Origin of the sequence: Klebsiella sp. MBT K-1, assembly GCF_002556465.1 — a bacterium.
Taxonomy (GTDB): domain Bacteria; phylum Pseudomonadota; class Gammaproteobacteria; order Enterobacterales; family Enterobacteriaceae; genus Klebsiella; species Klebsiella grimontii.
This window is the reverse complement of sequence record NZ_PDEL01000002.1, coordinates 181028-203421: the sequence shown is the minus strand read 5'-3', so window position 1 is coordinate 203421 and position 22394 is coordinate 181028. Positions and strand designations below refer to the sequence as shown.

General features: G+C 54.7%; 20 protein-coding genes. 3 read left to right on the top strand and 17 right to left on the bottom strand.

The features are described from left to right. The first annotated feature begins 38 nt into the window (after nt 1-38). Nucleotides 39-1553, top strand: coding sequence for a 4-hydroxyphenylacetate 3-hydroxylase family protein (locus CMQ96_RS03450; RefSeq protein WP_004135545.1), 1515 nt, complete (start codon nt 39-41; stop codon nt 1551-1553). 87 nt (nt 1554-1640) lie between these two features. On the opposite strand, the gene CMQ96_RS03445 is transcribed toward CMQ96_RS03450, so the two are convergent. From CMQ96_RS03445 to CMQ96_RS03425, 5 genes are all read right to left on the bottom strand, one after another. Continuing rightward, nucleotides 1641-3902, bottom strand: a complete 2262-nt coding sequence (locus CMQ96_RS03445) for an excinuclease ABC subunit UvrA (RefSeq protein WP_098065900.1) — start codon at nt 3900-3902, stop codon at nt 1641-1643. 4 nt (nt 3903-3906) lie between these two features. Next, entirely contained in the window at nt 3907-5148 is a 1242-nt protein-coding gene (locus CMQ96_RS03440; protein WP_004135540.1) for a multidrug effflux MFS transporter, read from the bottom strand. 668 nt (nt 5149-5816) lie between these two features. Further along, the gene (locus tag CMQ96_RS03435) at nt 5817-6035 is read right to left on the bottom strand and encodes a hypothetical protein (protein WP_004135538.1); all 219 of its coding nucleotides are present in this window, start codon (nt 6033-6035) and stop codon (nt 5817-5819) included. Next, entirely contained in the window at nt 6029-6604 is a 576-nt protein-coding gene (locus tag CMQ96_RS03430; protein ID WP_098066103.1) for a GNAT family N-acetyltransferase, read from the bottom strand. Before CMQ96_RS03430 ends, CMQ96_RS03435 begins: the two co-directional genes overlap by 7 nt. Then, nucleotides 6604-7050 (bottom strand): VOC family protein, encoded by a 447-nt coding sequence (locus CMQ96_RS03425; RefSeq protein ID WP_004135534.1) that lies wholly within the window; start codon nt 7048-7050, stop codon nt 6604-6606. The genes CMQ96_RS03430 and CMQ96_RS03425 overlap by 1 nt, the downstream gene beginning before the upstream one ends. 300 nt (nt 7051-7350) lie before the next feature. Between CMQ96_RS03425 and CMQ96_RS03420 the strand changes: the two genes are divergently transcribed. Next, entirely contained in the window at nt 7351-7641 is a 291-nt protein-coding gene (locus CMQ96_RS03420; protein ID WP_004119983.1) for a hypothetical protein, read from the top strand. A gap of 35 nt (nt 7642-7676) precedes the next feature. Here the strand turns inward: CMQ96_RS03420 and CMQ96_RS03415 are convergent, their stop codons facing one another. From CMQ96_RS03415 to CMQ96_RS03390, 6 genes are all read right to left on the bottom strand, one after another. Beyond that, entirely contained in the window at nt 7677-10790 is a 3114-nt protein-coding gene (locus CMQ96_RS03415; protein WP_098065898.1) for an efflux RND transporter permease subunit, read from the bottom strand. Beyond that, complete coding sequence (locus tag CMQ96_RS03410) at nt 10787-12256, bottom strand: efflux RND transporter periplasmic adaptor subunit (RefSeq protein WP_098065896.1); 1470 nt, start codon at nt 12254-12256, stop codon at nt 10787-10789. Before CMQ96_RS03410 ends, CMQ96_RS03415 begins: the two co-directional genes overlap by 4 nt. Beyond that, nucleotides 12256-13503 (bottom strand): TolC family protein, encoded by a 1248-nt coding sequence (locus CMQ96_RS03405; protein WP_098065894.1) that lies wholly within the window; start codon nt 13501-13503, stop codon nt 12256-12258. The genes CMQ96_RS03410 and CMQ96_RS03405 overlap by 1 nt, the downstream gene beginning before the upstream one ends. A 13-nt stretch (nt 13504-13516) precedes the next feature. Beyond that, nucleotides 13517-13885 carry a copper-binding protein gene (locus CMQ96_RS03400; protein ID WP_024358076.1) on the bottom strand — a complete coding sequence of 123 codons (369 nt, stop codon included), beginning with the start codon at nt 13883-13885 and terminating at the stop codon, nt 13517-13519. Nucleotides 13886-13957: 72 nt separating this feature from the next. Then, nucleotides 13958-14377, bottom strand: a complete 420-nt coding sequence (locus CMQ96_RS03395) for a hypothetical protein (RefSeq protein ID WP_024358075.1) — start codon at nt 14375-14377, stop codon at nt 13958-13960. 240 nt (nt 14378-14617) lie between these two features. After that, nucleotides 14618-15418: an MBL fold metallo-hydrolase gene (locus tag CMQ96_RS03390; protein ID WP_049130268.1), complete on the bottom strand. Its 801-nt coding sequence runs from the start codon at nt 15416-15418 to the stop codon at nt 14618-14620. A 185-nt stretch (nt 15419-15603) separates the two neighbouring features. On the opposite strand from CMQ96_RS03390, the gene tam reads away from it, so the two are divergent. Next, nucleotides 15604-16356, top strand: coding sequence for a trans-aconitate 2-methyltransferase (gene tam, locus CMQ96_RS03385; RefSeq protein ID WP_024358073.1), 753 nt, complete (start codon nt 15604-15606; stop codon nt 16354-16356). Between the two features lie 244 nt (nt 16357-16600). Here tam and CMQ96_RS03375 read toward each other — a convergent pair whose 3' ends face one another. From CMQ96_RS03375 to glsB, 6 genes are all read right to left on the bottom strand, one after another. Next, nucleotides 16601-17041, bottom strand: a complete 441-nt coding sequence (locus CMQ96_RS03375; RefSeq protein WP_024358072.1) for a GNAT family N-acetyltransferase — start codon at nt 17039-17041, stop codon at nt 16601-16603. 294 nt (nt 17042-17335) lie between these two features. Further along, nucleotides 17336-18787, bottom strand: coding sequence for a tagaturonate reductase (locus CMQ96_RS03370; RefSeq protein ID WP_049086294.1), 1452 nt, complete (start codon nt 18785-18787; stop codon nt 17336-17338). Between the two features lie 111 nt (nt 18788-18898). After that, on the bottom strand, nt 18899-19429 hold the full coding sequence (locus CMQ96_RS03365) for a GNAT family N-acetyltransferase (RefSeq protein WP_004135516.1): 531 nt from the start codon (nt 19427-19429) through the stop codon (nt 18899-18901). A gap of 90 nt (nt 19430-19519) precedes the next feature. Further along, on the bottom strand, nt 19520-20932 hold the full coding sequence (locus CMQ96_RS03360) for a GGDEF domain-containing protein (RefSeq protein ID WP_024358070.1): 1413 nt from the start codon (nt 20930-20932) through the stop codon (nt 19520-19522). Between the two features lie 107 nt (nt 20933-21039). Then, on the bottom strand, nt 21040-21414 hold the full coding sequence (locus CMQ96_RS03355; RefSeq protein ID WP_024358069.1) for a DUF4186 domain-containing protein: 375 nt from the start codon (nt 21412-21414) through the stop codon (nt 21040-21042). Continuing rightward, nucleotides 21414-22340: a glutaminase B gene (glsB, locus tag CMQ96_RS03350; protein ID WP_004135510.1), complete on the bottom strand. Its 927-nt coding sequence runs from the start codon at nt 22338-22340 to the stop codon at nt 21414-21416. The genes CMQ96_RS03355 and glsB overlap by 1 nt, the downstream gene beginning before the upstream one ends. Nucleotides 22341-22394: the final 54 nt, after the last annotated feature.

Below are 22394 nucleotides of genomic sequence, written 5' to 3'. Positions count from 1 at the left end.
AAGGAAGCGTTGAAAACCGATATTCGGAGAGAGCTGACATGGGAAATAAATCAGTATCGTTACCTACCGGTAATGACTTTTTGGCGGGTCTGAATGATGGACGAGAAATATGGGCTTATGGTGAAAAGGTCGACAATGTTATTACACATCCAGCGTTTCGCAATTCAGCACTGTCGATAGCTAAATTATACGACGCGCTCCATGACGAAAAGTATCAGGCTATTTTAACCACGCCGTGTGATACCGGTAGCGGTGGTGTCACCCATCCGTTCTTCCGCGTTCCGCATTCTGTTGACGACCTGATACGCGATCGCGACGCAATCGCCCAGTGGGCAAGGCTGAGCTACGGCTGGTTGGGAAGAAGCCCTGATTTTAAAGCGTCGTTTCTTACGACTCTCGGCGCCAATCCCGAGGCCTACGGCGAATATGCGGATAACGCCAGACACTGGTACAAACGCTCGCAAGAGGAGCTACTTTACTGGAATCACGCCATCATTAACCCGCCTATTGACCGCAATCTCCCGCCCGACCAGATTGAAGATATCTGCATTCATGTCGAAAAAGAGTGTGATGATGGCGTGATTGTTAGTGGTGCCAAGGTGGTTGCTACCGGCTCTGCCTTGACGCATTACAATTTCATCGCGCATTACGGTTTACCTGTCAAAAAAAGAGAATTTGCCCTGGTATGCACATTACCCATGAATGCCCCAGGGCTGAAGCTGGTTTGCCGCCCCTCTTACTCCTTAGCCGCCGAAAAGATCGGCAGTCCTTTTGACTATCCACTCTCCTCACGCTACGACGAGAATGACATGATCTTCATTCTGGATAAGGTGAAGATTCCCTGGGAAAACATTTTTATTTACGGCGATACCGCTAAAGCGGCCACGTTTTTACCCAGTTCAGGCTTCCTGCACCGCTCTACGTTCCACGGTGTGACGCGTCTGGCGGTAAAAATCGATTTTATCTGTGGTTTATTCATTAAAGGCGTGGAGGCCACCGGCGTAGCCGATTTCCGCGGTATACAGACCCGCGTTGGGGAAATGCTGGCCTGGCGCAACCTCTTCTGGGCCATAAGCGATGCAATGGCTAAATCGCCGAATCCCTGGCACAACGGCGCCCTCCTGCCTAATCTGGATTATGGTTTAGCCTACCGTTGGTTTATGAGTCTCGGCTATCCACGGATCAGAGAAATTATTGAGCAAGATCTTGGCAGCGCGCTTATTTATATCAATTCGCATGCCAAAGATTTTGCCGCGCCGGAACTGGAGCCTTATCTGAAAAAATATATGCGCGGTTCCAACGGTATGGATGCCGTGGAACGGGTCAAGCTCATGAAGCTAATTTGGGACTCGGTAGGAACAGAATTCGCCAGCAGACACGAACTCTATGAACGAAATTATACCGGCAGTCATGAAAATGTTCGTATCGAACTGTTGCTCGCCGCACAGATGTCGGGGCAGGTACAAGAATATAAAGGTTTTGCCGAACAATGTATGATGGATTATGACCTGGATGGCTGGCTGGATCGCGATTACCACTGGCCTGTAGACTAATAAGATTATCGGGACAATACATCCGTATAATAATGGGTATGCATCACATTATTGCCAGTCTCTTCTGGCTGTCCCGACCACCCTTTCTCACTCCACCAGGCAATGTTTGCGCAACCACTCCGCGGTTAAAGAATGGCGACAGGCCAGCATCGATTCAGGTGTACCGCTAAACAGTAATTTTCCCCCTTCTTGCCCGGCATAGGGTCCAATATCAATAATCCAGTCAGCCTGAGCGATCAACTCCATATTATGTTCAATAATAATGACGGTGTTTCCGCGATCTACCAGTCGGTTAAAGAGTTTCAGCAGCGAGGCAACATCACTGGGATGAAGTCCGGTGGTTGGCTCATCGAAAATATACATGTCACTATCATGATTTAATTGTGAGGCTAACTTCAGCCGCTGGCATTCACCGCCTGAAAGATGATTTAACGATTCCCCCAAGCGCAAATATCCCAACCCGACTTCGACCAGACTACGAAAAATTGGCCTGAGCTGTGGCTCATTCAGGAAAAAATCGCCAGCATCGTTAATCGACAGGGATAATACCTCCGCAATATTTTTCCCCTGATAACGATATTTTAGCGCCTGTGGGCTATAGCGCTGCCCCTGGCAGGCCTCACAGGGCAACGTAACCGTATCCATAAATGCCAGATCGGTTTGTATTACTCCTAGCCCATGACATTCCGGACAGGCGCCTTTGGCATTGGCGCTGAACCACGACGCTGACACATGGTTTTTTTCGGCAAACAGCAAACGGATCGTATCAAATGCACCGCACCAGGAAGCAATATGCGATCGAATCGAAGTATGTATCGGTTTTTGATCGATAACGATCGCGTCCGGACATTGTGGCGCCAGGGCTCCCATGACGAATGAACTTTTGCCCGACCCAGCGACCCCCGTCACAGCGACCATAACGCTCAAAGGCACGTCTACCGATAAGTTATGTAGATTATGCAATGTGGCGTTTCTTACCGAAATATAACCTTTGGCACATCTCGGTCTGTTATTTATCTCTGCCCGTGAAGAGAAATATCTTCCCGTCAAGGTTTGGGACTGCTTAAGTGCCGACAGGTCGCCCTCAAAGACAATATTCCCGCCTTGCTTACCCGCTCCCGGCCCTAAATCAATAACATGCTCGGCTATCGCTATCATGTCGGGATCGTGCTCCACCATCAGAATGGTATTGCCTTTGTCACGTAGTTTGCTAATTAAAACATTCAGTTTCACAATATCTGCTGGATGAAGCCCGGTACTGGGTTCATCAATGATATAAACGATCCCGGTCAGACTACTTCCCAGATGTCGGACCATTTTTAATCGCTGGGATTCACCGCCCGATAAGCTAGGGGTCGTCCGGTTCAAATCCAGATATCCCAAGCCTACTGCACACATTGCATCTAACCTTTCCAGCAATGCTTCGAGCAGCGGCCTGACTTCAGGATAATCGAGCTTTTCTACAAACAGCTTTAACTCTGTGACAGGCAGCGTTGCGCATTCGCCAATATTTTTCCCTCTAATCCTGCAGGAAAGTATTTTCTCGTTGAGCCTCATGCCCTGACAAGAAGGGCAAACCTGCAAACTAACGACTCGCTGAAATTCCTCAGTTTTAGTATCTTTAGTTTCTTGTTTCAAATAACTTCGCGTAAAGCGTGTAATGACGCCTTCAAACTTTGCACTCTTAGGCCAACCGGCTAACGGTGCTTCAGGAGTGAGATTATCTGCATAAAGTAATATCTCTCGTTCCTCTTTTGAATAATCCGCGATTTTTTTATCAGCATCAAAAAGCCCTGAATAAACATAACGTTTCCAGCGCCATGAACCCGGTGCAAAAGAAGGATAACGAATAGCACCTGCATTTAATGACAGATTTGAATCAATCAGTTGGTCGATATCAATGGTACTGGCAATCCCCAACCCGTCGCATGTCGCACACATCCCCGCAGGATGATTGAATGAAAAAACATTCGAATAACCTACGAAAGGTTCGCCGACACGAGAAAAGAGTAGCCGTAGCAGGGTATAAATATCTGATGCGGTGCCCACCGTTGAACGTGCGTTGCCACCAATACGTTTTTGGTCAATAATAATGGCCACCGACAGGTTTTCAATGTCATCAACTTCAGGATTACCATAATGCGGTAAACGGTGTCGAATAAAAGGAGGAAACGTGTCATTTAGCTGACGCTGAGATTCTGCCGCGATAGTTCCGAATACCAAAGAACTTTTTCCCGACCCGGAAACACCGGTGAAAACTGTTATTTTATTTTTAGGCACCTCTAAATCAATATCCTGCAGATTATTTTGTCTTGCGCCAATAATTTTTATAGCGTCATGTGTATTCATCACACTATCCTTTTTTACCTGTCAATAATAATGCCATGATGGCTATTAAACAGCATCCCGCTATAATCAGCGACATCGGCAGTAATGACAACGGGTCGCCAAATCCAAGCAGTAATGGGGTTATCGCAGCGATACCAAACTGAAAAACACCTAAAATAGCAGAACCCGTTCCTTTTAAATGTGAAGATGCCGCCATGGCCATACTCGCGGCATTACCAAATGTCAAAGCCATAGTAAACATCATTATTAACAGTAGTACCGCCGCAATCTCAAACTGGAAATGAGAAATATAGTTAACAATGCAAAGTAATATAGATATCACCAGCGTGCTTATTACCCCCACTATTATGAGGTTATCTTCGCCAAATTTCGTAACATAGCGAGCGCTGACAATACTACCAAACATCATCACTGCGGCGTTGATAGAGAATATTACAGCGAATTCCCCTGAGGATAAATCAAACGCCGATTGATAGATAAACGGCGATGCTGATATATAAGCAAATAGCGCCCCGAACTGGATTGCAAAAATTAAAGTATAACCAATATATTTCTTATGACTAAGCAGCTCGATAAACTGACTGATAAACTCGTTGAGGTTGAAAGGTAATCGCTGATGGCGGGGTAAGGTTTCGCTAATAAAATGACTGCTGAGCAAGGTGGAGACTAATGATATTGCAGCCATAAAAACAAAAACCACCGGCCAGATAAACCATGCAGCCACGCCGCCAAGTAATGGTGCAATAACAGGGGCAATCCCCTGTATCGCTAACACCAGATTAAAATATCGAGCGGCTTTAGTCCCCGGGCACAGATCGGAAATAATTGCCCGGGAAAGAACGATACCAGCCGCGCCTCCCAATCCCTGAAAGAATCGTGTAACAATAAGCAGCTGAATGTTCGTAGATATAGCGCCAGCTAATGAAGCGATGGTTAATAGAGTCATCCCGCCTAGCAATAATTTACGTCTGCCGTAATGATCGGACAATGGGCCAATGAATAACTGCCCAATTCCTAAACCCACCATAAAAGCGGTGATACTAAGCTGAACTTTGTCAGGCGTCGTATGCAAATCACTGGCGATAGCTGGAAATAAAGGCAAGTACATATCAGTGGATAATGCAGCAACGGCGCTAAGCAAACCCAGAACAATAACGACTTTACGGGAAAGCAAACCTCTACTTTCATCTCTGTACATCGTACTGGCTGTCGGTGCTGGAACTTCTTTTGGTCGCATGATGAGCATAATCCCTTTACCTTCTGTGGTCTGTAATAACTATACCACCAGCCAAAGTAATTGCAAAAACGAAATCAATTAAAATAACAACAAGATAATAAATCAATAAAAATCAATAGCATACAAAATATTGAATAAAATTTTATTGCGTTTTAATTTCTTTAAGGGCATTACAAAACTGATTACTCACTTCCATGGATATCCTAAATAAAGTTGTAATATCAATAATCTATGCCAGAAAACCCAATACTCGCCATACCAGGCGTCGCATGTTGCGCGTGTTGCTTTATACCCTTAAGGTTTGGGCTGCACTGTTGCCCGAACATGCAACTTGAAGCGTATTGAGTCTATGCCCGGGTACTAGAAAAAGGCGCTTTTAAAGGGGTGCAGCATTATGTTAATGTTTGACAAAAATGTTTCCCAGGGATATTCATCCGCTCTTTCAAAACGGGGGATGTTATACAAGAAGCATTAATAATGTGTCTGTAAGCTTGAGTTTGATATTGCAGAATATAATGATGCTTTGTTTTCAACATTTACCATCGAATTTCCTGAATCACTCTCCTCAACTATCCTAAAACAACGAGTCGGATATCTTGCCGGAATAATTTCGACACAAATCTAACTCGTTAAAGAAGGTATTTATAAAAAAGACGCACTTTGTAGCGACCTAAGTCCTAAACCACAAGACGGACGTCAGGATGGCGCGGGCTTGCCGCTTCGTGAAAAATATCCCCCAGCCAGCCGGGAATTTCCGCCTCCGTAAGATCGTCCGGGATGATAACCCCGGCCAGCGGCGAAAATTTCCCCTCGTTAAGATCGACGCGGAAAAGCTGCCAGCGTTCGCCCTGACGCTGGACGCCAATATGACGCCCGAATACGTTATAAATCAGCATCCTGTCACCCTATGTGACGCGGGAGCTTGGGCAGCCAATGCATTCCATTCCGCTTTGGTTATTTCCCACAGTTCGGCTTCCAGCAGACCGCAGATGAACTGCTTTTTCTCAACACGAATCAGCCGCATACCGCTACGGTGCGAAATCTTTTTCGACCCGCTATTGCCGCAGGCTTTCGGCGCGCGCAGCACCTCCCGGTTAAGCGTGTTAAACCAAAAATCGGTCACCCGGTGGCAGGCTTCGGTCATCAATCCCTGGCGGTGCCAGCGCGGATCCAGCCAAAACCCGCGGTTGTTATCCACTTCATCAGAGAGCGTAATCAGGCCAATTACCCTCTCCGGCGCCGTTTTAAGGCGAATGGTCCAAAACCAGGCGGTGCCGTTAGCTGCGGCAGGTAAAGCCACGCTATTGACATAGCGCGACGCGCCATCCTCCGGGAACGGCCATGGAAAACCGGCGGCAAGATAACGCACGATTTCCCACTGTGGAAAGAGAACCTGAATTTGCGGCGCATCGTCTGCGGTTAAGGGGATCAGCAGGAGTCTTTCAGTCATCAATTCCGCCGCCATCATGCTTTGCCCTCGCGCAGCCACGGCGTCACGGTGATCCCCGCCAGCAGCCCTTCCGGGCTAAGCAGACGCGTGACGGTTTGCCCCCACGGCTCAATGCGGTTGTCCACCAGCAGCCGATAGCCTCTGGCCTTCAGCGCGTCGGTTGCCGAATCGATATCGCGTACTTCAAACTCGATCCACGCCTGAGGCACTGGCAGATAGTCTGGCCAGCTATCGGCGTCAAAACAGGAGCGCGCCGCCTGCGCCAGCGGCCAGAGGGCAAAATGTTTTACCCCGCCGAGGGCATCATGTTCGGTCAGCAGATAGGCTTCGTTACCGGGCATCGGTTTGAGCGGTAGCCCCAGCGCGGCGACATAGAAGTCACGGCTGGCTGCGGCCGACTGCGTTATCGGCCCAAAGCCGGCGACAAAAAGTACATCCATTCCGTCTAAATCGTATTCCATACCCTCTCCCGTCATTGTCCGTGATGCGTTAACAAATTTTATACTCTGCCGCGCGCGACTTGCCCAGCCTTCTGTGTTCACTACGGCTGCACATCGGGGCATAAATCTGACCGTCAGGCGGCGATCGACGCAAATAAATATTGCTATAAAACTAATCAATATTTGACTGTAATTCGGCTTCCGTGCCACCATCGCCTCGGCGCCCGGCAAGCGGCGCGTAGGTGGTACGGGTGAATATCAGAGACCGCATGCTTAAGGTCCATGCCCGTCCGCAACCTGATTCTGGCGGGAAATAAAGACATGCACCAAAGTTTTAATCAGCGCGTTCATTTCTATTACTGCATTCTGGTGGCGCTGAAAATGCACGCAAAATCAAAGAAATCGGGCGGAGTTCGCGGGAAAAATAATTTCCTGCTCAAATGGCTGCGCAAAGCGCAGGACAACAATATATTCCACCCGGATATCACCAGCGAGATCGAATGGCTGCGCGGTAAAATCATTCAGGCCGGCTACGATACCGACCTTGAGCCGATGCTGGACTTTGTTTACGCAACCGCCAAACGCGCGGAAGATCTTAAGAACGCCGACTGATTCACGCCCGAGCCGCCTGGCCCGGGCGTTGTACTTTAGCGTTTGTTACGGTGCGTCAGGTGATAGACTGCCGGGATCACCAGCATCGACAGCAGCGGCGCGGTGATCATCCCGCCGATCATCGGCGCGGCGATACGCTGCATCACCTCCGATCCGGTGCCGCCTCCCCACATAATCGGCAGCAGCCCGGCCATAATCGTCGCCACGGTCATCACTTTCGGGCGCACGCGCAGCACCGCCCCTTCATGAATCGCCTCGTTGAGCGTCTGGTCATCAAGCCGTCCGCGGCGTTTGGCGATCGCCTGGTTTAAATAGAGCACCATAATCACCCCGAACTCCGCCGCCACGCCGGCCAGCGCGATAAAGCCCACGGCGGCCGCCACCGACAGATTATAGCCCAGCAGCCAAAGCAGCCAGACGCCGCCTACCAGCGAAAACGGTAAGGTACCCATAATCAGCAGCGCGTCTTTGACCTGACCGAAGGTGACGTAAAGCAGAATAAAGATAATCATCAGGGTAAACGGCAGCACGATTTTTAGCTTTGCCGTCGCGCGCTCCAGATACTCATACTGCCCGGACCAGGTCAGCGAGATGCCTTCCGGCAGCTTGACCTGTTCGCTGACCTCACGCTGCATCTGGTCCACGGCGGATTTCAGGTCACGCCCGCGAATATCGACGTAGATCCAGTCCGACAGGCGGGCGTTTTCGCTTTTCAGCATCGGCGGGCCGTCGGTGATGGCGATATCCGCCAGTTCGGAAAGCGCCACCTGCGCCCCGCCGCTGGTCACCACCGGCAGATCGCGCAGCTTTTGCAGCGAGTCGCGCACGTCGCGCGGATAGCGGACGCTGATCGGGTAACGTTCTCGCCCCTCGATGGTTTCACCGATGTTATCGCCGCCGACCACGCTGGCGACGATCGACTGCAGCTCCTTCACCGACACGCCGTAGCGGGCGGCTTTCACCCGGTCGATAGTGATATCGATATAGCGACCGCCGTCGAGACGCTCCGCCAGCGCCGAGGTCACCCCCGGTACGTTACGTACGATACGCTCAATCTCCTCGGCGGTTTTTTCGATCTCCGCCAGATTGTTGCCGTTCACTTTGATGCCGACCGGGCTTTTAATACCGGTCGCCAGCATATCCAGGCGGTTACGAATCGGCGGCACCCAGACGTTGGCGATGCCCGGCACCTTCACCGTATTGTCCAGCTCGCTAATGAGCTTATCCATGGTCATGCCGGGCCGCCATTCGCTTTTCGGCTTGAACTGAATGGTGGTTTCCAGCATGGTCAGCGGCGCCGGGTCGGTGGCGCTATCCGCCCGTCCGGCCTTACCGAATACGCTTTGCACTTCAGGGATGGTCTTGATCAGGCGGTCGGTTTGCTGCAGCAGACGTCCGGCTTCGCGGCTGGAGATCCCCGGCAGCGTGGAGGGCATGTACAGCAGGTCGCCCTCGTCAATCTGCGGCAGGAATTCGCTGCCGAGCTGCGCCAGCGGCCACAGCGTGGCGACCAGCAGCAGCCCCGCCGCCGCCAGCGTCGCCTTCGGCCACTGCAGAACTTTATCCAGCAGCGGTTCATAGGCGCGGATCAGCCAGCGGTTGAGCGGATTGGCGGTTTCATCAGGGATTTTGCCGCGAATAAAGTAGCCCATCAGCACCGGCACCAGAGTTATCCCCAACCCGGCGGCCACCGCCATCGACCAGGTTTTGGTGAAGGCCAGCGGCGAGAACATCTTGCCCTCCTGCGCCTCGAGGGTGAACACCGGAATAAACGACAGGGTGATAATCAGCAGGCTGCAAAACAGCGCAGGCCCCACTTCCGACGCCGCGTGCTGGGCAATCTGCCAGTAGTCGGCGGAAGACGGCTGGCGTTCGGGATGCTCGTGCCGCCACTGCTCCAGCACCTTATGCATATTTTCAATCATCACGATTGCCGCATCGACCATGGCCCCGATAGCGATCGCAATCCCCCCGAGCGACATCATATTGGCGCTGACGCCCTGATAGTGCATCACGATAAACGCGCCGAGGATCCCCAGCGGTAGCGTGATCATCGCCACCAGCGCGCTGCGGAAGTGGAACAGAAACAGCGAGCAGACCACCGCCACGACGATAAACTCTTCGATAAGCTTATGGGTCAGGGTTTCGACCGAGTTTTTAATCAGCTGCGAGCGGTCGTACACCGGGACAATCTCTACCCCTGCGGGCAGGCTTTTTTGCACTTCCGCCAGTTTGGCCTTCACCGCGTCAATGGTGGTCAGCGCGTTTTTGCCCGAACGCATGATGATAATGCCGCCCGCCACCTCGCCTTCGCCGTTGAGCTCGGCGACGCCGCGCCGAATCGCCGGACCCCGGCGCACGCTGGCGACGTCGGAGAGCAGCACCGGCACGCCGCCGCGCTCGGCGATAACGACCTGGTTAAAATCGTCGATGGATTTCAGGTAGCCGGTGGTGCGTACCATATATTCCGCTTCACCCAGTTCCAGTACCGAGCCACCGCCTTCCTGGTTGGCGCTCTGGATCGCGCTAATCACCTGCTGGTGAGTGACGTTCAGCGCCCGCAGCCGGTCTGGGTTAAGAACCACCTGATACTCTTTCACCATCCCGCCGACGCTGGCCACCTCCGAAACATCCGGTACGGTTTTCAGTTCATATTTAAGGATCCAGTCCTGAATCGCCCGCAGGTCGCCGAGGCTATGCTGGCCGCTTTTGTCGGTGAGCACATATTCAAATACCCAGCCGACGCCGGTGGCATCCGGCCCCAGCGACGCTTTGGTTTCCGGCGGCAGGCTGCTCTGGATTTGGCTCAGGTACTCCAGCACGCGGGAGCGCGCCCAGTACGGGTCGGTACCGTCCTCAAACAGTACGTAAACGTAAGCATCGCCGAACATGGAAAAACCGCGCACGGTTTTCGCCCCCGGCACCGACAGCATGGTAGTGGTCAGCGGATAGGTCACCTGATCTTCGACAATTTGCGGCGCTTTGCCCGGATAGCTGGCGCGAATGATCACCTGGGTATCGGAAAGATCCGGCAGCGCGTCCAGCGGCGCCTGCTGTATCGACCAGACGCCCCAGGCGGCCATAATCAGCGTCGCCAGCAGTACCAGCAGGCGGTTGCGCAACGACCAGCGGATAACGGCGGCAATCATGGCTGCTCCTTAGCGCCGCTCATCGGCATCACTGAGGTCACCCGCGCCCCTTCATCGGTCAGCACGAAATGAAACATCACCGACTCGCCGGGACGCACCTGCTCCCGCAGCGGCGGCGTAATGGCAAAGTCCATGATCATCGCCGGCCACTTCAGCGCCGGGACCGGCTGGTGCGCGATCGTTACCGCCTCATCGCTCACCGCCTTGATGACGCCCTGCGCCGAGTAGCTTTGTATCTCTTCATTCTGCCCGGCCATTTGCGGCAGCGCGCTGCGCAGGCTGGCTTCGGAGTCAATCAGGAACTGTCCAGAGGTGACCACCTTTTGCCCCTCTTCAAGGCCGGAAGTTACCTCAACCAGACCATCCTGCGTTCGTCCCGCGGTCACCTCGACCGGACGGAAATACCCCTCGCCGTCGGCGATCAGCACCCGGTTGCTGGTGCCTGTTGCAATTAATGCCTCTTCCGGGATAGTCAGCACCTCGCGCCCCTGCTGCGCCTCAGCCAGCTCAACGTTCAAATACATGCCCGGTTTGAGCTGATGCTGCGGATTATTGAGCACTACGCGGGCTTTCAGAGTACGGGTGGTCGCTTCGAGGTCGGGAAGCAGCTCGCTGACGGTTCCCTGAAACGTTGTGCCGGGCCAGCTGCTGGTGACGGCCGTTACCTGACTGCCTACGCGCAGCAGGCTGGCCTGGCTTTGCGGATAATCAATCACGATCCAGACCGGGTCGAGGCTGGCCAGCTCGAACAGCGGCTGGGTTGCCGTGACCTGCGCGCCGGTGCGCACGTCAAGCTTGCTGACGTAGCCATCGTGCGGCGCGCGTACCGTTATGCGGGTTTGCGGTTTACCGCTGCGCTCAACGCTGCGGATAATCGCTTCCGGCATAAACTGCAGCTGCAAACGGCCGCGCGCGGCGACGGTTAAACCGCTATCGCCCAGCAGCCTCACCGCCAGATACTCCTGCTGCGCCGCCGCCCACTGCGGGATCCACAGCTCGGCCAGCGCCTCGTTCTTTTTCACAAACTGCTGGGAGGCGTTGACGTAAAGTTTCTCGATCAGGCCGCTGGCCAGCGCCGGAACCGTTTCAACGCTGCGCTCGTCAATCGCGACGGTACCGAAAGCGCTGAGCTTCTGCGCCAGCGTCCGCCGGGCAACATCAGCCGTGCGTACGCCGAGGTTTTGCTGCTGGCGGGCGCTAATCTGCACGCTCCCGGCCTCCTCTCCCGCCCCTTCGTCGGCGTAGCGCGGCACCAGATCCATATCCATAAACGGTGACTTTCCCGGTTTATCGAAGCGGGTGCCGGGGGTCATCGGATCGTACCAGTACAACACTTTGCGGCCCGTTTCGGTCTGAGCCCCGTCCGCGGAAAGCGTCGGCGCGTTTCGCGAACCGAGCCAGTATCCGCCCGCGGCGGCCAGGGCGATGGCCAGCGCCACAAGGGTAATAGCAGATTTTGACTTCATTATTTAACATCCTGAGGAATAAGGTAGCGAATGGCGGCCCACGCATCAGCGAGCGCTTTCTCCGCGTCGTTGCTGGCAATTTCTCCGCTCAGCAGATCGCGACGGGCGGCGAGCAGTTCCGCCAGCGCCGAGCTGCCGCCCCGATACTGGGCATTGACGAGGCTCACCTTCTTGCGCAGCAGCGGCAGCACCTCGCTTTGCTGACGATCGTAAATGGCTTTCGCGGCGTTATATTGCGAGATCAGCTGATACTGCTGGGCCTGATGCTCGCGCATCAATAACGTCAGCCGATCGTTGGCTTCATAGGTACGGGAGACGTCGGCGGCGTGCTCTATGTCCTGGCGTTTGCCCTGAAAAATAGGCATATCGACGGTAAACATGACGCCCACCATATCGTCGTAATCGTCCCCGCGCCGGGCGTAATAGACCTCGACGCCAACGTCAGGGATCGCCGCGACTTCCGACTGCCCTGATTTCGCTTTCGCCAAATCGGCCTCGCGCGCGGCCTGAATCACCTCAGGATGTAGCTTAATCCCCGCCATTAACGCGGCTTCATCGGCCGGTAGGCGTTCAATGCGCGGCAGCGGGCCGGAGATATCGCGGACCTCTTTGCCGGTAAGCTGCAACAGGCGCGCCCGGGCAATCTGCACATCGCGGCGGGCGTTATCTTGCTCATTTTTCATGGCATTCAGCGCCAGCTGAACGTCGAGCACGCTGCCGGGACTGGCGCTGGCGCTGCTTACGCCGGCCTTTTGTACGTTGATTTGCCGGGAGGTTTCGCTGATCAACGCCTGTACTGAACGCAGTGATTTCTGCGCCAGCGCCAGCGCCAGCCACGCCTGCGCGGTTTCCCGCTGCAGCCGGGCGCGGATCACATCGGCATTGGCGGCGGCCTGGCGCGCTTCGGCGGTTATCGAGTCGGCCTTTCGTTCGCGCTTGGTGCTGCTGACGTAGTCCTGCATCACGCCGACCCTTTGCATGGTCATCCCCTCGCGGGTCAGTCGGCTGGCGTTGTTGCCGCCCAGCGGAACGTTTTCAATGCCGAACTTCAGCTTCGGATCGGGAAGCTGCATGGCGGAATCCGCCCTGTTTTTTAACGCATTCACCTGATGATCGTTGGCGGAGAGCTCGGCGGAGTAGCTTTCCGCCGCCGACAGGGCCTCAGCCAGCGTCGTCGCCCAGCCGTTGGCGGAAATCAGCGACAGTAAAAGCGGCAGCCCGCGGGCCGCCTTATTTAAGATGGACATAATGACTCCGGAATTAGTGCGCGGTCATCGAAACGAGCGCGTAGCCGGAGTCCGTCTGACGGAAGGTGAAATCAACCTTTTGTCCCACCGCCAGCTCTTTATCGTGGTTATCGCCGAGCGCAAAGCTCATGGTCATCGCTGGCCAGTTCAGCTCGGCAACCGGAGCGTGGGCAATCACCACGGCATTGTCGCGCCAGGCTTTAATGACCCCGTTCGTTGAATAAAGGGGGGCGGAATCATCCGGCTTATTCATCCCCGGCATCTCCGCCCTCGCGGACATATTATGGTGATGCATCGCGCCGTCTTCCGCACTGGCGGAAAATGAAGTGAGGGAAAAGGTCAGAACGCTGGTAATAAGCAGAAAAATAGAGGTCGAACGCATAATAAAGTCTCCGAAAAAAACATAAAGTCGCCCGCAGACCGGGCAGATCTGATGGATGTTTTTAACGGCGTTTTATTCCCTGAAACGGCAGAAGCGTATTTCAGCCGGCGGACCGGTGACCGGCGGCGTCCGCCAGTCCATACGTTCAGCGCAGGTCTCCTGCTGCGGGGAAACCACTAATAGCGCGGTTTCGGAGGGAAGCGCATTCAGCTGTAAAGAGGTTAATGAGTTTGGCTGCGCGGTATCGGGGTCGCAGTGCTTCTCGCAGATGGCTTTCTGACCGACGCTTTCCATGCCTGGCATGCTCATCACGCCATCGACAATATGGTGAATCTGCGCCTGCGGCGCCACCGGCTGCTGTTGGCCGCCGTGGTGCGCCGCGATGGTCAGCTGAAGGTTGAGCAGTAGCCAACAGGCAATAACAAGCCCCGCGCGGATACGAAGCCGACGCCGGGTTGCTTGTTTTAATAATGCCTGCAGTGACGCAATCATAGAGATATTCGCAATAAGAAGACCGCTGAATTAAATCACACTCACCGGCAGAATTAAATGATATTTCAAAGAGAAAACCCCAGGTTAAATAGAATGAAGTTTCTCTATAAATATTTACACCAAAAAGGGATATCAGTATTTGACCTTCCCCCTGGGGGAAGGTGTATAGCCGACGGTTAATGTATTTAATAAATAGCAAAAATGTTATTTATATGTAATTAGAAAAAGTGAATGCGATTGTTATTCCAGCACCAACGTATCGCCGGTGGCCGGGGCGCTATCCGCGGCAAGCCACCAGCGCCCCCATGAACCGGTGCAGTGGCAGGCCATCACCTCCTCGACCTTCTGCTGGCGCAAGAACTGCTTTAGCCGACGTATCACCCACGGCGTCGCGCTGCGCAGGTGAAGGCCGCCGATGATGGCGCGTATCTGCTGGACGCCGGTGATCTTCTGACAGTGGCGAATCGTATCGATCAATCCGCGATGCCCGCAGCCGCAAATAATGACTAACCCCCGCGTCGAGCGGTAGATCAGCACGCCTTCGTCGGCAAGGTAATCTTCCCCCGGCGATTGACCCGCGAGGACGCCATAGGCTCGCGGACGCGCGACCGCAATCTCGCCGGACCACAACAGTCGTTCGCCGATCGCCAGCGGTTCGCGGCTGTACTCCATGCGGTGGCGGGAGTAGTCAATTTCTCGCGACAGTTTTTTGACTTTCCAGTGACGTCCAGCAAGGGATAACGCCGAGTAGCGCTGTTGCGCGATCAGCGGATGGCAAATGATACGGCTGTTATCCGGCAGCCACGGCACGCCGCCGCAGTGGTCGTAATGACCGTGGGAGAGCACCGTGGCGGTCAAGTCAGATAAAGAGACGCCCATCCGCTGCGCATTATGAAGAAAACTGCCGTCTGGCCCGGTATCAAACAGCACCCGGCTGGTTTCATCTTCCACAAGCAGGCTTAATCCGGGTTTCGCCTGCAGCAGGCTGTCCTGCCCCTCGCCGAGCCGGTTTTCAAGTAACACCTTAATGATTAACGCCATTTAATGACCATACCCCCCTTTTTTGCGACGCCTACTCTAGCCAACCTCCGCCGGGTCTACCGTGACGAACCCGGCATAAGTTAAGTGACACCGTCACATTTCGTTTGCATATAGCTGTTGTTTATTTGCCAGTTAAGCATTGCCGTCTATGCTGATGAACGAGTTTCTCTTAACCGGAGCGTGCTATGGCTGACTGGAATCCTTCATTGTATTTGCAATTCGGCGCGGAGCGCACGCGGCCCGCCGCCGAGCTTCTCGCCCGCATCGCCCACCATCCCGTAGCGCTGGCCGTTGATTTGGGCTGCGGGCCAGGCAACAGTACCGCTCTGCTACGGCATGCCTGGCCAGAAGCAACAATTATTGGCGTAGATAATTCACCGGCCATGCTGGAAGAAGCCGCTCAGCGGCTCCCGGACTGCCGCTTTGTCGAAGGAGATATCGCCGGGTTTCGCCCCGAGCGCCCGGCGGACGTTATTTACGCCAATGCTTCGCTGCAATGGCTAACGGATCATCAGCGGCTTTTTCCCCATCTGGTCAGCAATCTTGCGGAAAACGGCGTACTGGCGGTGCAAATGCCGGTTAACTGGCAGGAACCCTCGCACGTGCTGATGCGTGAGGTCGCGGAAGAGCTGGGATATCCAGCCAGCGGGCGGCCGCCGCTGCCGGATGTGCCGGAGTATTACGATATGCTGACCGCCTGCGGCTGCGAGGTGGATATCTGGCGCACCACCTACTTTCACCCGCTGGCTTCGCACCAGGCCATTATTGAATGGCTGCAGTCAACGGGCCTACGCCCGTTTTTACAGCCTCTTGATGAACCGCAGCGCCAGGCTTTTCTCGAACGCTATCTGGCACGTCTGAAACAGCACTATCCGTTACAGTGTAACGAAAAGGTGCTACTGCTATTTCCGCGCCTGTTTATCGTCGCGCGCCGCTAGCGTGGTTGGCATAACGTATTGATGTTAAAGTAGGAACTAACGTTGCGGCGCCAGGCTTTGGCGCCGTACGTTCAGGTTTACCAGGACAGGTGATGGACCAGGGAGAGATCCCACGCGGTGGCCAGCAGCGAAAGAAACATGATGAGGTTCACAACCGTCTCTATGCGTTTTTCCATTTTGTTACTCCTGAGTCGTTTCCCCTGTTTTACAGGGGAAATCTTAATAACTTCTTAATCTCAGATTTTCAGAGCGTCACGCGGTAACGAACATAGTCATCGGCTGGCGTAAATTCATCATACAGACGCCGGGCCGGATTATCAGTACGAGTGTGCCAGTACAGACGCGACCACCCTTTCTCTTTCCCTTCCGCTTGCAGCGCCTGCATCAATGCCCTGGCGATGCCTTTTCCGCGCATCGGCGGAGCAACGAACAGATCTTCCAGATAGCAAACAGGCATCTTTACCCAGGTGCCTTCGTGAAGGACACAAATCGCAAATCCAGCGACGTTGCCATCCGCCAGGGCCACGCGCCCCAACATGGGAGAAGCGGGATCCAGCATGCGCTGCCAGGTGTATTCCGTGACGTCCGGCGGCTGCGGGCTACCGTAGAAACGGGTATAGCCTTCCCATAGCCGTAGCCACTGCGCTTTATCCTGCTGGCCCACTTCACGAATTTCGATGACCATTGGTCTAACCTCTCGTTTGGATAAGGCATTATTTTCCTGCCGGATAATTTGATCAACCGTCAGGGACACAATTCATCTTTTTCTCTTATTTGCCCTGATGATCGCTGCTGGACGAAATTGGCGCGTTCTTACAGACCTGTGCCAGTCAAAAAAGCAAAAAGGATGTTGTAACTAATGAAGGGAAAAAAATAACCCGGCAGCGGCCGGGTTGCGTTCGATAACCAATCGCGTTCGGCACGGTGCCGGGATTCTTGCTGGCGCCTTACCCGGCCGCAATCCGGTCGTTTCAGGATATCAGCACAGCGGCTTAACGGCGGCGCGCATACCGTCGCGCAAAATAGCATCCAGATCCTGCGCCACCTGCTCGGCCAGGCCGGAAACTTTCGTCAGGTCCTGCTCCCAGTGGGACTCAACGCAAAGCACCGCGTTTACCAGCTCGCGGGTGCTGATTTGACGATCCCGATGCTGGGCCCACAGCGCCTGATAGCTCTCTATCCATTCGGCGTCGTCCTGTACCGGATAGCTCTCGCCGTGACGCTCGCCGCGATAAAATGCGATCAGCGCCGCCAGCGCAAAGGTCAGACGCGCCGGGAGTTTCCCCGCTTTCTTCTGTCCCGCCAGCAGCTGCGGCAGAATACGGGTACGGTATTTAGTCATCCCGTTAAGCGCGATAGACAGCAGCTGATGCTTGATATAGGGGTTACGGAAGCGACCGGTTACCGCGCTGGCAAAAGACTCCAGCTCATCGCGCGGCAGATCGAGAACCGGAATGATCTCCTGGTAAATCGCCTTCTCGACGAAAGCGCAAATTTCCGCATCGTTCATCGCATCGCCCACGGTATCCAGCCCTGCCTGGAAGGCGACCGGCACCAGCGCGGTGTGCGCGCCGTTAAGAATGGCCACTTTACGCTCTTTGTACGGCTTAATATCGTCCACGATCAGGACGTTAAGCGGCAGTTTATCGAGTCGCAGCTCGGCGGCCAGAGATTTCGGCCCCTGAATGACAAACAGGTAGAAGTGTTCGGCGGTATCGAGGAAAGCGTCTTTATATCCCAGCTGCTCTTCAATCTGCGCGGCTTCATCACGCGGATAGCCGGTCACAATGCGGTCTACCAGCGTAGAACAAAAAGCGTTGGCTTCATCCAGCCATGTCACAAAGGCTTCCGGCAGCGCCCACTCCTGAGCATAGCGTAGCACCAGTTCACGCAGCGCTTCGCCGTTATAGTCAATCAGCTCGCAGGGAACGATGACCCAGCCTTTATCCGCCGCGCCGGAGAAATGGCTGTAGCGTTCAAACAGCAGACGGGTCAGTTTAGCCGGATAGCTTACCGCGGGCGCATCGTCAAAACGGTCGCCCGCATGGTAGCTAATTCCCGCTTCGGTCGTATTGGAAAACACAAAGCGCATATCCGGGTTATGCGCCAGCCGCAGCAGTTCATCGTAATCCGCATAGGCGCTAATTTCGCGGTTGACCGAGCGAATCAGGCGCGCATCGCTGACCGCTTCACCCTTCTCATTCAGGCCGCGAATTATCGTGGTGTAGAGACCGTCCTGGACGCTGAGCGACGGCGGGAACGTACTCTCAATCGGACGCACAATCACCACCCCGGCATTCAGGTCGGTATGCTCGTTTAGTAGATCGATCTGCCAGTCGATAAACGCGCGCAGGAAGTTGCCTTCGCCAAACTGAATGATACGTTCAGGGTACTGCGCGCCCGGGAAATCGCGACGGTTTAGTGTTTTCACAAGGGTTCCCTCATAGAGTAGTCATACAACCTGAGTAATTGGTCCAATAAGTTATCAGGTTTTTAGCTAAGTGAAACCCCGTTTTGATCAAAGCTGTATGCAATATCAAATTTAAGACAGAAATTTATAGAACAGCGACGTTGCCGTCAGCTCGCCGTCCGGCATCAGCGCATAGCGGGGGATTTCCCCTGCTTTTTCCCAGCCGCACTGCACGTAAAAGTTTTCTGCCCCACTGCCGGTTGCGGTATCCAGCACCAGAACGCTTTTGCCCTGCTCGCGCGCGATCGCTTCCAGCCGGGTCATCAGCGCATTCGCCAGCCCCTGACGACGCGCATTTTGGTGAACCAGGAGCTTGGCAACATCGGCGCGGTGCGGTTGGTTTTCCGGCTGGTCGGTAATCAGCTGTACCGTACCAACGAGCCGCTGCTCTGCATCCGCCGCGGCGAGGACAACGCGTTCCCCGGCGGCAACGCTTTGCGCCATTCGCAGCCAGAACGCCGTCGCGGTTTCCGGGGCGAAAGGTAGCATAAAGCTCACCGAGGCCCCGCCGTTGACGCAGCTGACGAGGATATCGGTTAATTCAGAAAGGTGTTCGAGAATATCGTCACGCGACAGCGTGCGCAGAGTGAAAGATGTGGTCATAGGTAACTCCTTGAAATTGACCACATCACTATGTTTTTAACTTATATTTAACACAAGCAAAATTATCATCGCGTTTTCTTATGGGGTTATTCAGGCCATTTCGTGCGTAAAAATCCGGTTGCGCCCGGCACGTTTCGCCCGAATCATCGAATCATCGGCTTCCATCAGCAGCTGGTTGAACAGATCCGTAACCCTGGCGGTAGCGAGCGGTTGGCTCTCCAGCCCCATGCTGACGGTCAGCTGGATTTTGTATTGCCCCCAGGTGAAGGTCTGCGATTCGATTCCCTGACGAATTTTTTCCGCCAGCACCTGTCCGTCCCGTTCTGATGAGGTCAGCGCCGCGACGGCAAACTCTTCCCCGCCAATGCGCGCCACCATGCCCTCTTCGCCCACCAGTAGCCTTACCTGCTGCGCAAACTGGGCCAGCACGCAGTCGCCGCACTCATGGCCCCAGCGATCGTTGACCTGCTTGAAGCCGTCGATATCCAGCACCATGACCGTTAACCGCTTATCTTCCGACAGCGGCTGACGTTTCAGCGCTTCGCTTAACCCCGAGCGAGAATAGACCCGGGTCTGAAAGTCAAAGTCAGCGCGCAGGGCCAGCTGTTTGACAAGATTATTTATCGCCTCGACGCTGGAAGCGACGATAATCGGGCTGATCAGCATCGCCGCGATACCCAGACGCGTCGAAAACAGCTGCCAAGGCTGCATTCGGGTGTCGGGCGTGAGGTGAATCAGCGAGTTCGCCACCAGCAGAATTTCGCTAATCCCGGTAATAAAGGTCAGCAGGCAGGTCAGCGGCAGCGGGTAGCGAATCGCGCACCAGATCAGCGCCGGTAGCGGGAAGGTGATGCTCCCGGCCCCGCCCACCGCCACGCCGAGCACAATTGACAGCACCAGCGCAATCGCTGGTAACAGCTGACGCAGGCGAAAACGCCCGAACGCCGAAGGGAGCGTGAGGGTTAAAATGAACGGCAGGATCAGTACGGCAGTGGAAAACTGTTCGCTAAACCAGTCCGCCAGTTGGGGAATAAACGTGGCGCGTTCCACATCTACCGAACCCAGCGCCCCAACGGCCGCGCACAGCAGCGCCGCCAGCAGGCAATAGCAAAACAGGCTTAGCGCGTTGATCGGTCCCGGCATCGAATCCGCCCGCCGCTTATCCCACAAAATGAGCTGCGCCAGGGTAACGATAAATACGATATTGGAGAAATTGATCAGAAAGGAGGCAAGCCCCATCCCCCAACGCGAAGTTAAACCGTCATATACCAGCATGGCGGCAAAACAGATGGCGTAAAAATAGCTGCGATTTAGCCAGATATAACGCGCGAAAATCCCCGCCATCACCGCGTTAAGCGGCCAGAAGAACGACAATTCTTGTACCAGACGCAGCATCGCGCCGAAGAAATGCAGCAGTAGCGTTAAAGTGAACAACACCAGCGCATCACGCACGGGCTGTTCCTCACGAAACAGCGTGAATGACCGAATCGACAGTGGAGACATTCATGATTATCCGTCTAAATGTTTCAGGCAATTATTATGTTAATAATGAGTAAGCGGTTCATCATATCATGAGAATAATTATCAGGCATATACCGCCGCCCGATGAATTACGGTCTGCCGCGATCCGGCGAATTCATCTGGATCACCAGCCAGTGGTGAATAACCTGCACCACGTAGCGCTGCTCTTCGTCGCTGAGCTCGCGCCCGCGCGGGATGGCGTGCCACTTCTCCAGACAGCCGCGACAGCAGGTCGCGGTGGCATGCTGGGCGATAAACACCGGATGTCCGCGCATCGGGGTCTGCTTGCCGTCGTTAGGAATGCGCGCGGGCGCCAGCCGCCGGGCGATAAAGTCCGCCGCGTGCTGGTCGATAACTTCCGCGCCCTTATCATAACAGTACTGCCGTTCTTTCACGCCGAGGCGAAAACGGGAGCGAAAAGTGGAACGCTGCAGGCGGGCAAACAGGCTTTCGATTGGCACCATCAGAACACCGACCTCCCCAGCTTTTGGGTGAGTTTTTCCAGTAAAGCAATCCCGGCCAGCGAGTTCCCCGCCTCATCGAGCTCCGGGCTCCACACCGCGATCGCCATCTCCTGCGGGACAATAGCCACAATCCCGCCGCCGACGCCGGATTTCGCCGGCAAACCGACGCGCCACGCAAATTCACCGGCGTTCTGATACATGCCGCTGGTCATCATCAGGGCGTTGACCTGCCGCGACTGAATCGGCGCAATCACCGGCGTCTCAAGGTGCGGGGCGATACCTCGGTCAGCAAGAAACAGAAAGGTGCGCGCCAGCTCCACGCAGCTCATCTCCAGCGAACAGTAGTGGAAATAGTTTTGCAGTACCGTGGCGACATCGTTATGGAAATTGCCGAAGGATTTCATTAGCCAGGCGATAGCGGCATTGCGCGCCGAATGATCGAACTCCGAGCGGGCAACCACCGGATCATAGGCGATATCGCCCACCCCGCTCAGACGACGAACGATTTCCAGCATTCGCTGGCGGGGCGCGCTAAGACGGCTTTGCAGCATATCGCAGACCACCAGCGCCCCGGCGTTAATAAACGGGTTGCGCGGTTTGCCTTGCTCAATTTCCAGCTGCAACAGCGAGTTAAAAGGCTGGCCGGAGGGATCTTTCCCCACCCGCTGCCAGATCTCCTCTTCCTGATAGTGATTCATCGCCACCACCAGGCTCAGGACTTTCGAGATCGATTGAATGGAGAAACGCTCGTGCGCGTCGCCGGCGCTGTAGTGCTGACCGTCGACCGTACAGATGGCCACGCCGAGCTTATCGCCGCTGACGCTGGCCAGCGCCGGAATATAGTCCGCCACTTTACCGCGTCCAATCAGCGGCCTGACTTCAGCCAAAATGGCATCGAGCATTGCGTTATTTATTACCGTCGCCACGCGCGGCTCCTTGCCAACAACAAAATTCGGGCGGTAATTATAGGCGCACGCGGC

Bases quoted from the DNA above. Each gene is read 5' to 3' on its own strand.
- CMQ96_RS03450 (WP_004135545.1), top strand. From the start codon at position 39: ATGGGAAATAAATCAGTATCGTTACCTACCGGTAATGACTTTTTGGCG.
- CMQ96_RS03445 (WP_098065900.1), bottom strand. From the start codon at position 3,902: ATGAATACACATGACGCTATAAAAATTATTGGCGCAAGACAAAATAAT.
- CMQ96_RS03440 (WP_004135540.1), bottom strand. From the start codon at position 5,148: ATGCTCATCATGCGACCAAAAGAAGTTCCAGCACCGACAGCCAGTACG.
- CMQ96_RS03435 (WP_004135538.1), bottom strand. From the start codon at position 6,035: ATGCTGATTTATAACGTATTCGGGCGTCATATTGGCGTCCAGCGTCAG.
- CMQ96_RS03430 (WP_098066103.1), bottom strand. From the start codon at position 6,604: ATGGCGGCGGAATTGATGACTGAAAGACTCCTGCTGATCCCCTTAACC.
- CMQ96_RS03425 (WP_004135534.1), bottom strand. From the start codon at position 7,050: ATGGAATACGATTTAGACGGAATGGATGTACTTTTTGTCGCCGGCTTT.
- CMQ96_RS03420 (WP_004119983.1), top strand. From the start codon at position 7,351: ATGCACCAAAGTTTTAATCAGCGCGTTCATTTCTATTACTGCATTCTG.
- CMQ96_RS03415 (WP_098065898.1), bottom strand. From the start codon at position 10,790: ATGATTGCCGCCGTTATCCGCTGGTCGTTGCGCAACCGCCTGCTGGTA.
- CMQ96_RS03410 (WP_098065896.1), bottom strand. From the start codon at position 12,256: ATGAAGTCAAAATCTGCTATTACCCTTGTGGCGCTGGCCATCGCCCTG.
- CMQ96_RS03405 (WP_098065894.1), bottom strand. From the start codon at position 13,503: ATGTCCATCTTAAATAAGGCGGCCCGCGGGCTGCCGCTTTTACTGTCG.
- CMQ96_RS03400 (WP_024358076.1), bottom strand. From the start codon at position 13,885: ATGCGTTCGACCTCTATTTTTCTGCTTATTACCAGCGTTCTGACCTTT.
- CMQ96_RS03395 (WP_024358075.1), bottom strand. From the start codon at position 14,377: ATGATTGCGTCACTGCAGGCATTATTAAAACAAGCAACCCGGCGTCGG.
- CMQ96_RS03390 (WP_049130268.1), bottom strand. From the start codon at position 15,418: ATGGCGTTAATCATTAAGGTGTTACTTGAAAACCGGCTCGGCGAGGGG.
- tam (WP_024358073.1), top strand. From the start codon at position 15,604: ATGGCTGACTGGAATCCTTCATTGTATTTGCAATTCGGCGCGGAGCGC.
- CMQ96_RS03375 (WP_024358072.1), bottom strand. From the start codon at position 17,041: ATGGTCATCGAAATTCGTGAAGTGGGCCAGCAGGATAAAGCGCAGTGG.
- CMQ96_RS03365 (WP_004135516.1), bottom strand. From the start codon at position 19,429: ATGACCACATCTTTCACTCTGCGCACGCTGTCGCGTGACGATATTCTC.
- CMQ96_RS03360 (WP_024358070.1), bottom strand. From the start codon at position 20,932: ATGTCTCCACTGTCGATTCGGTCATTCACGCTGTTTCGTGAGGAACAG.
- CMQ96_RS03355 (WP_024358069.1), bottom strand. From the start codon at position 21,414: ATGGTGCCAATCGAAAGCCTGTTTGCCCGCCTGCAGCGTTCCACTTTT.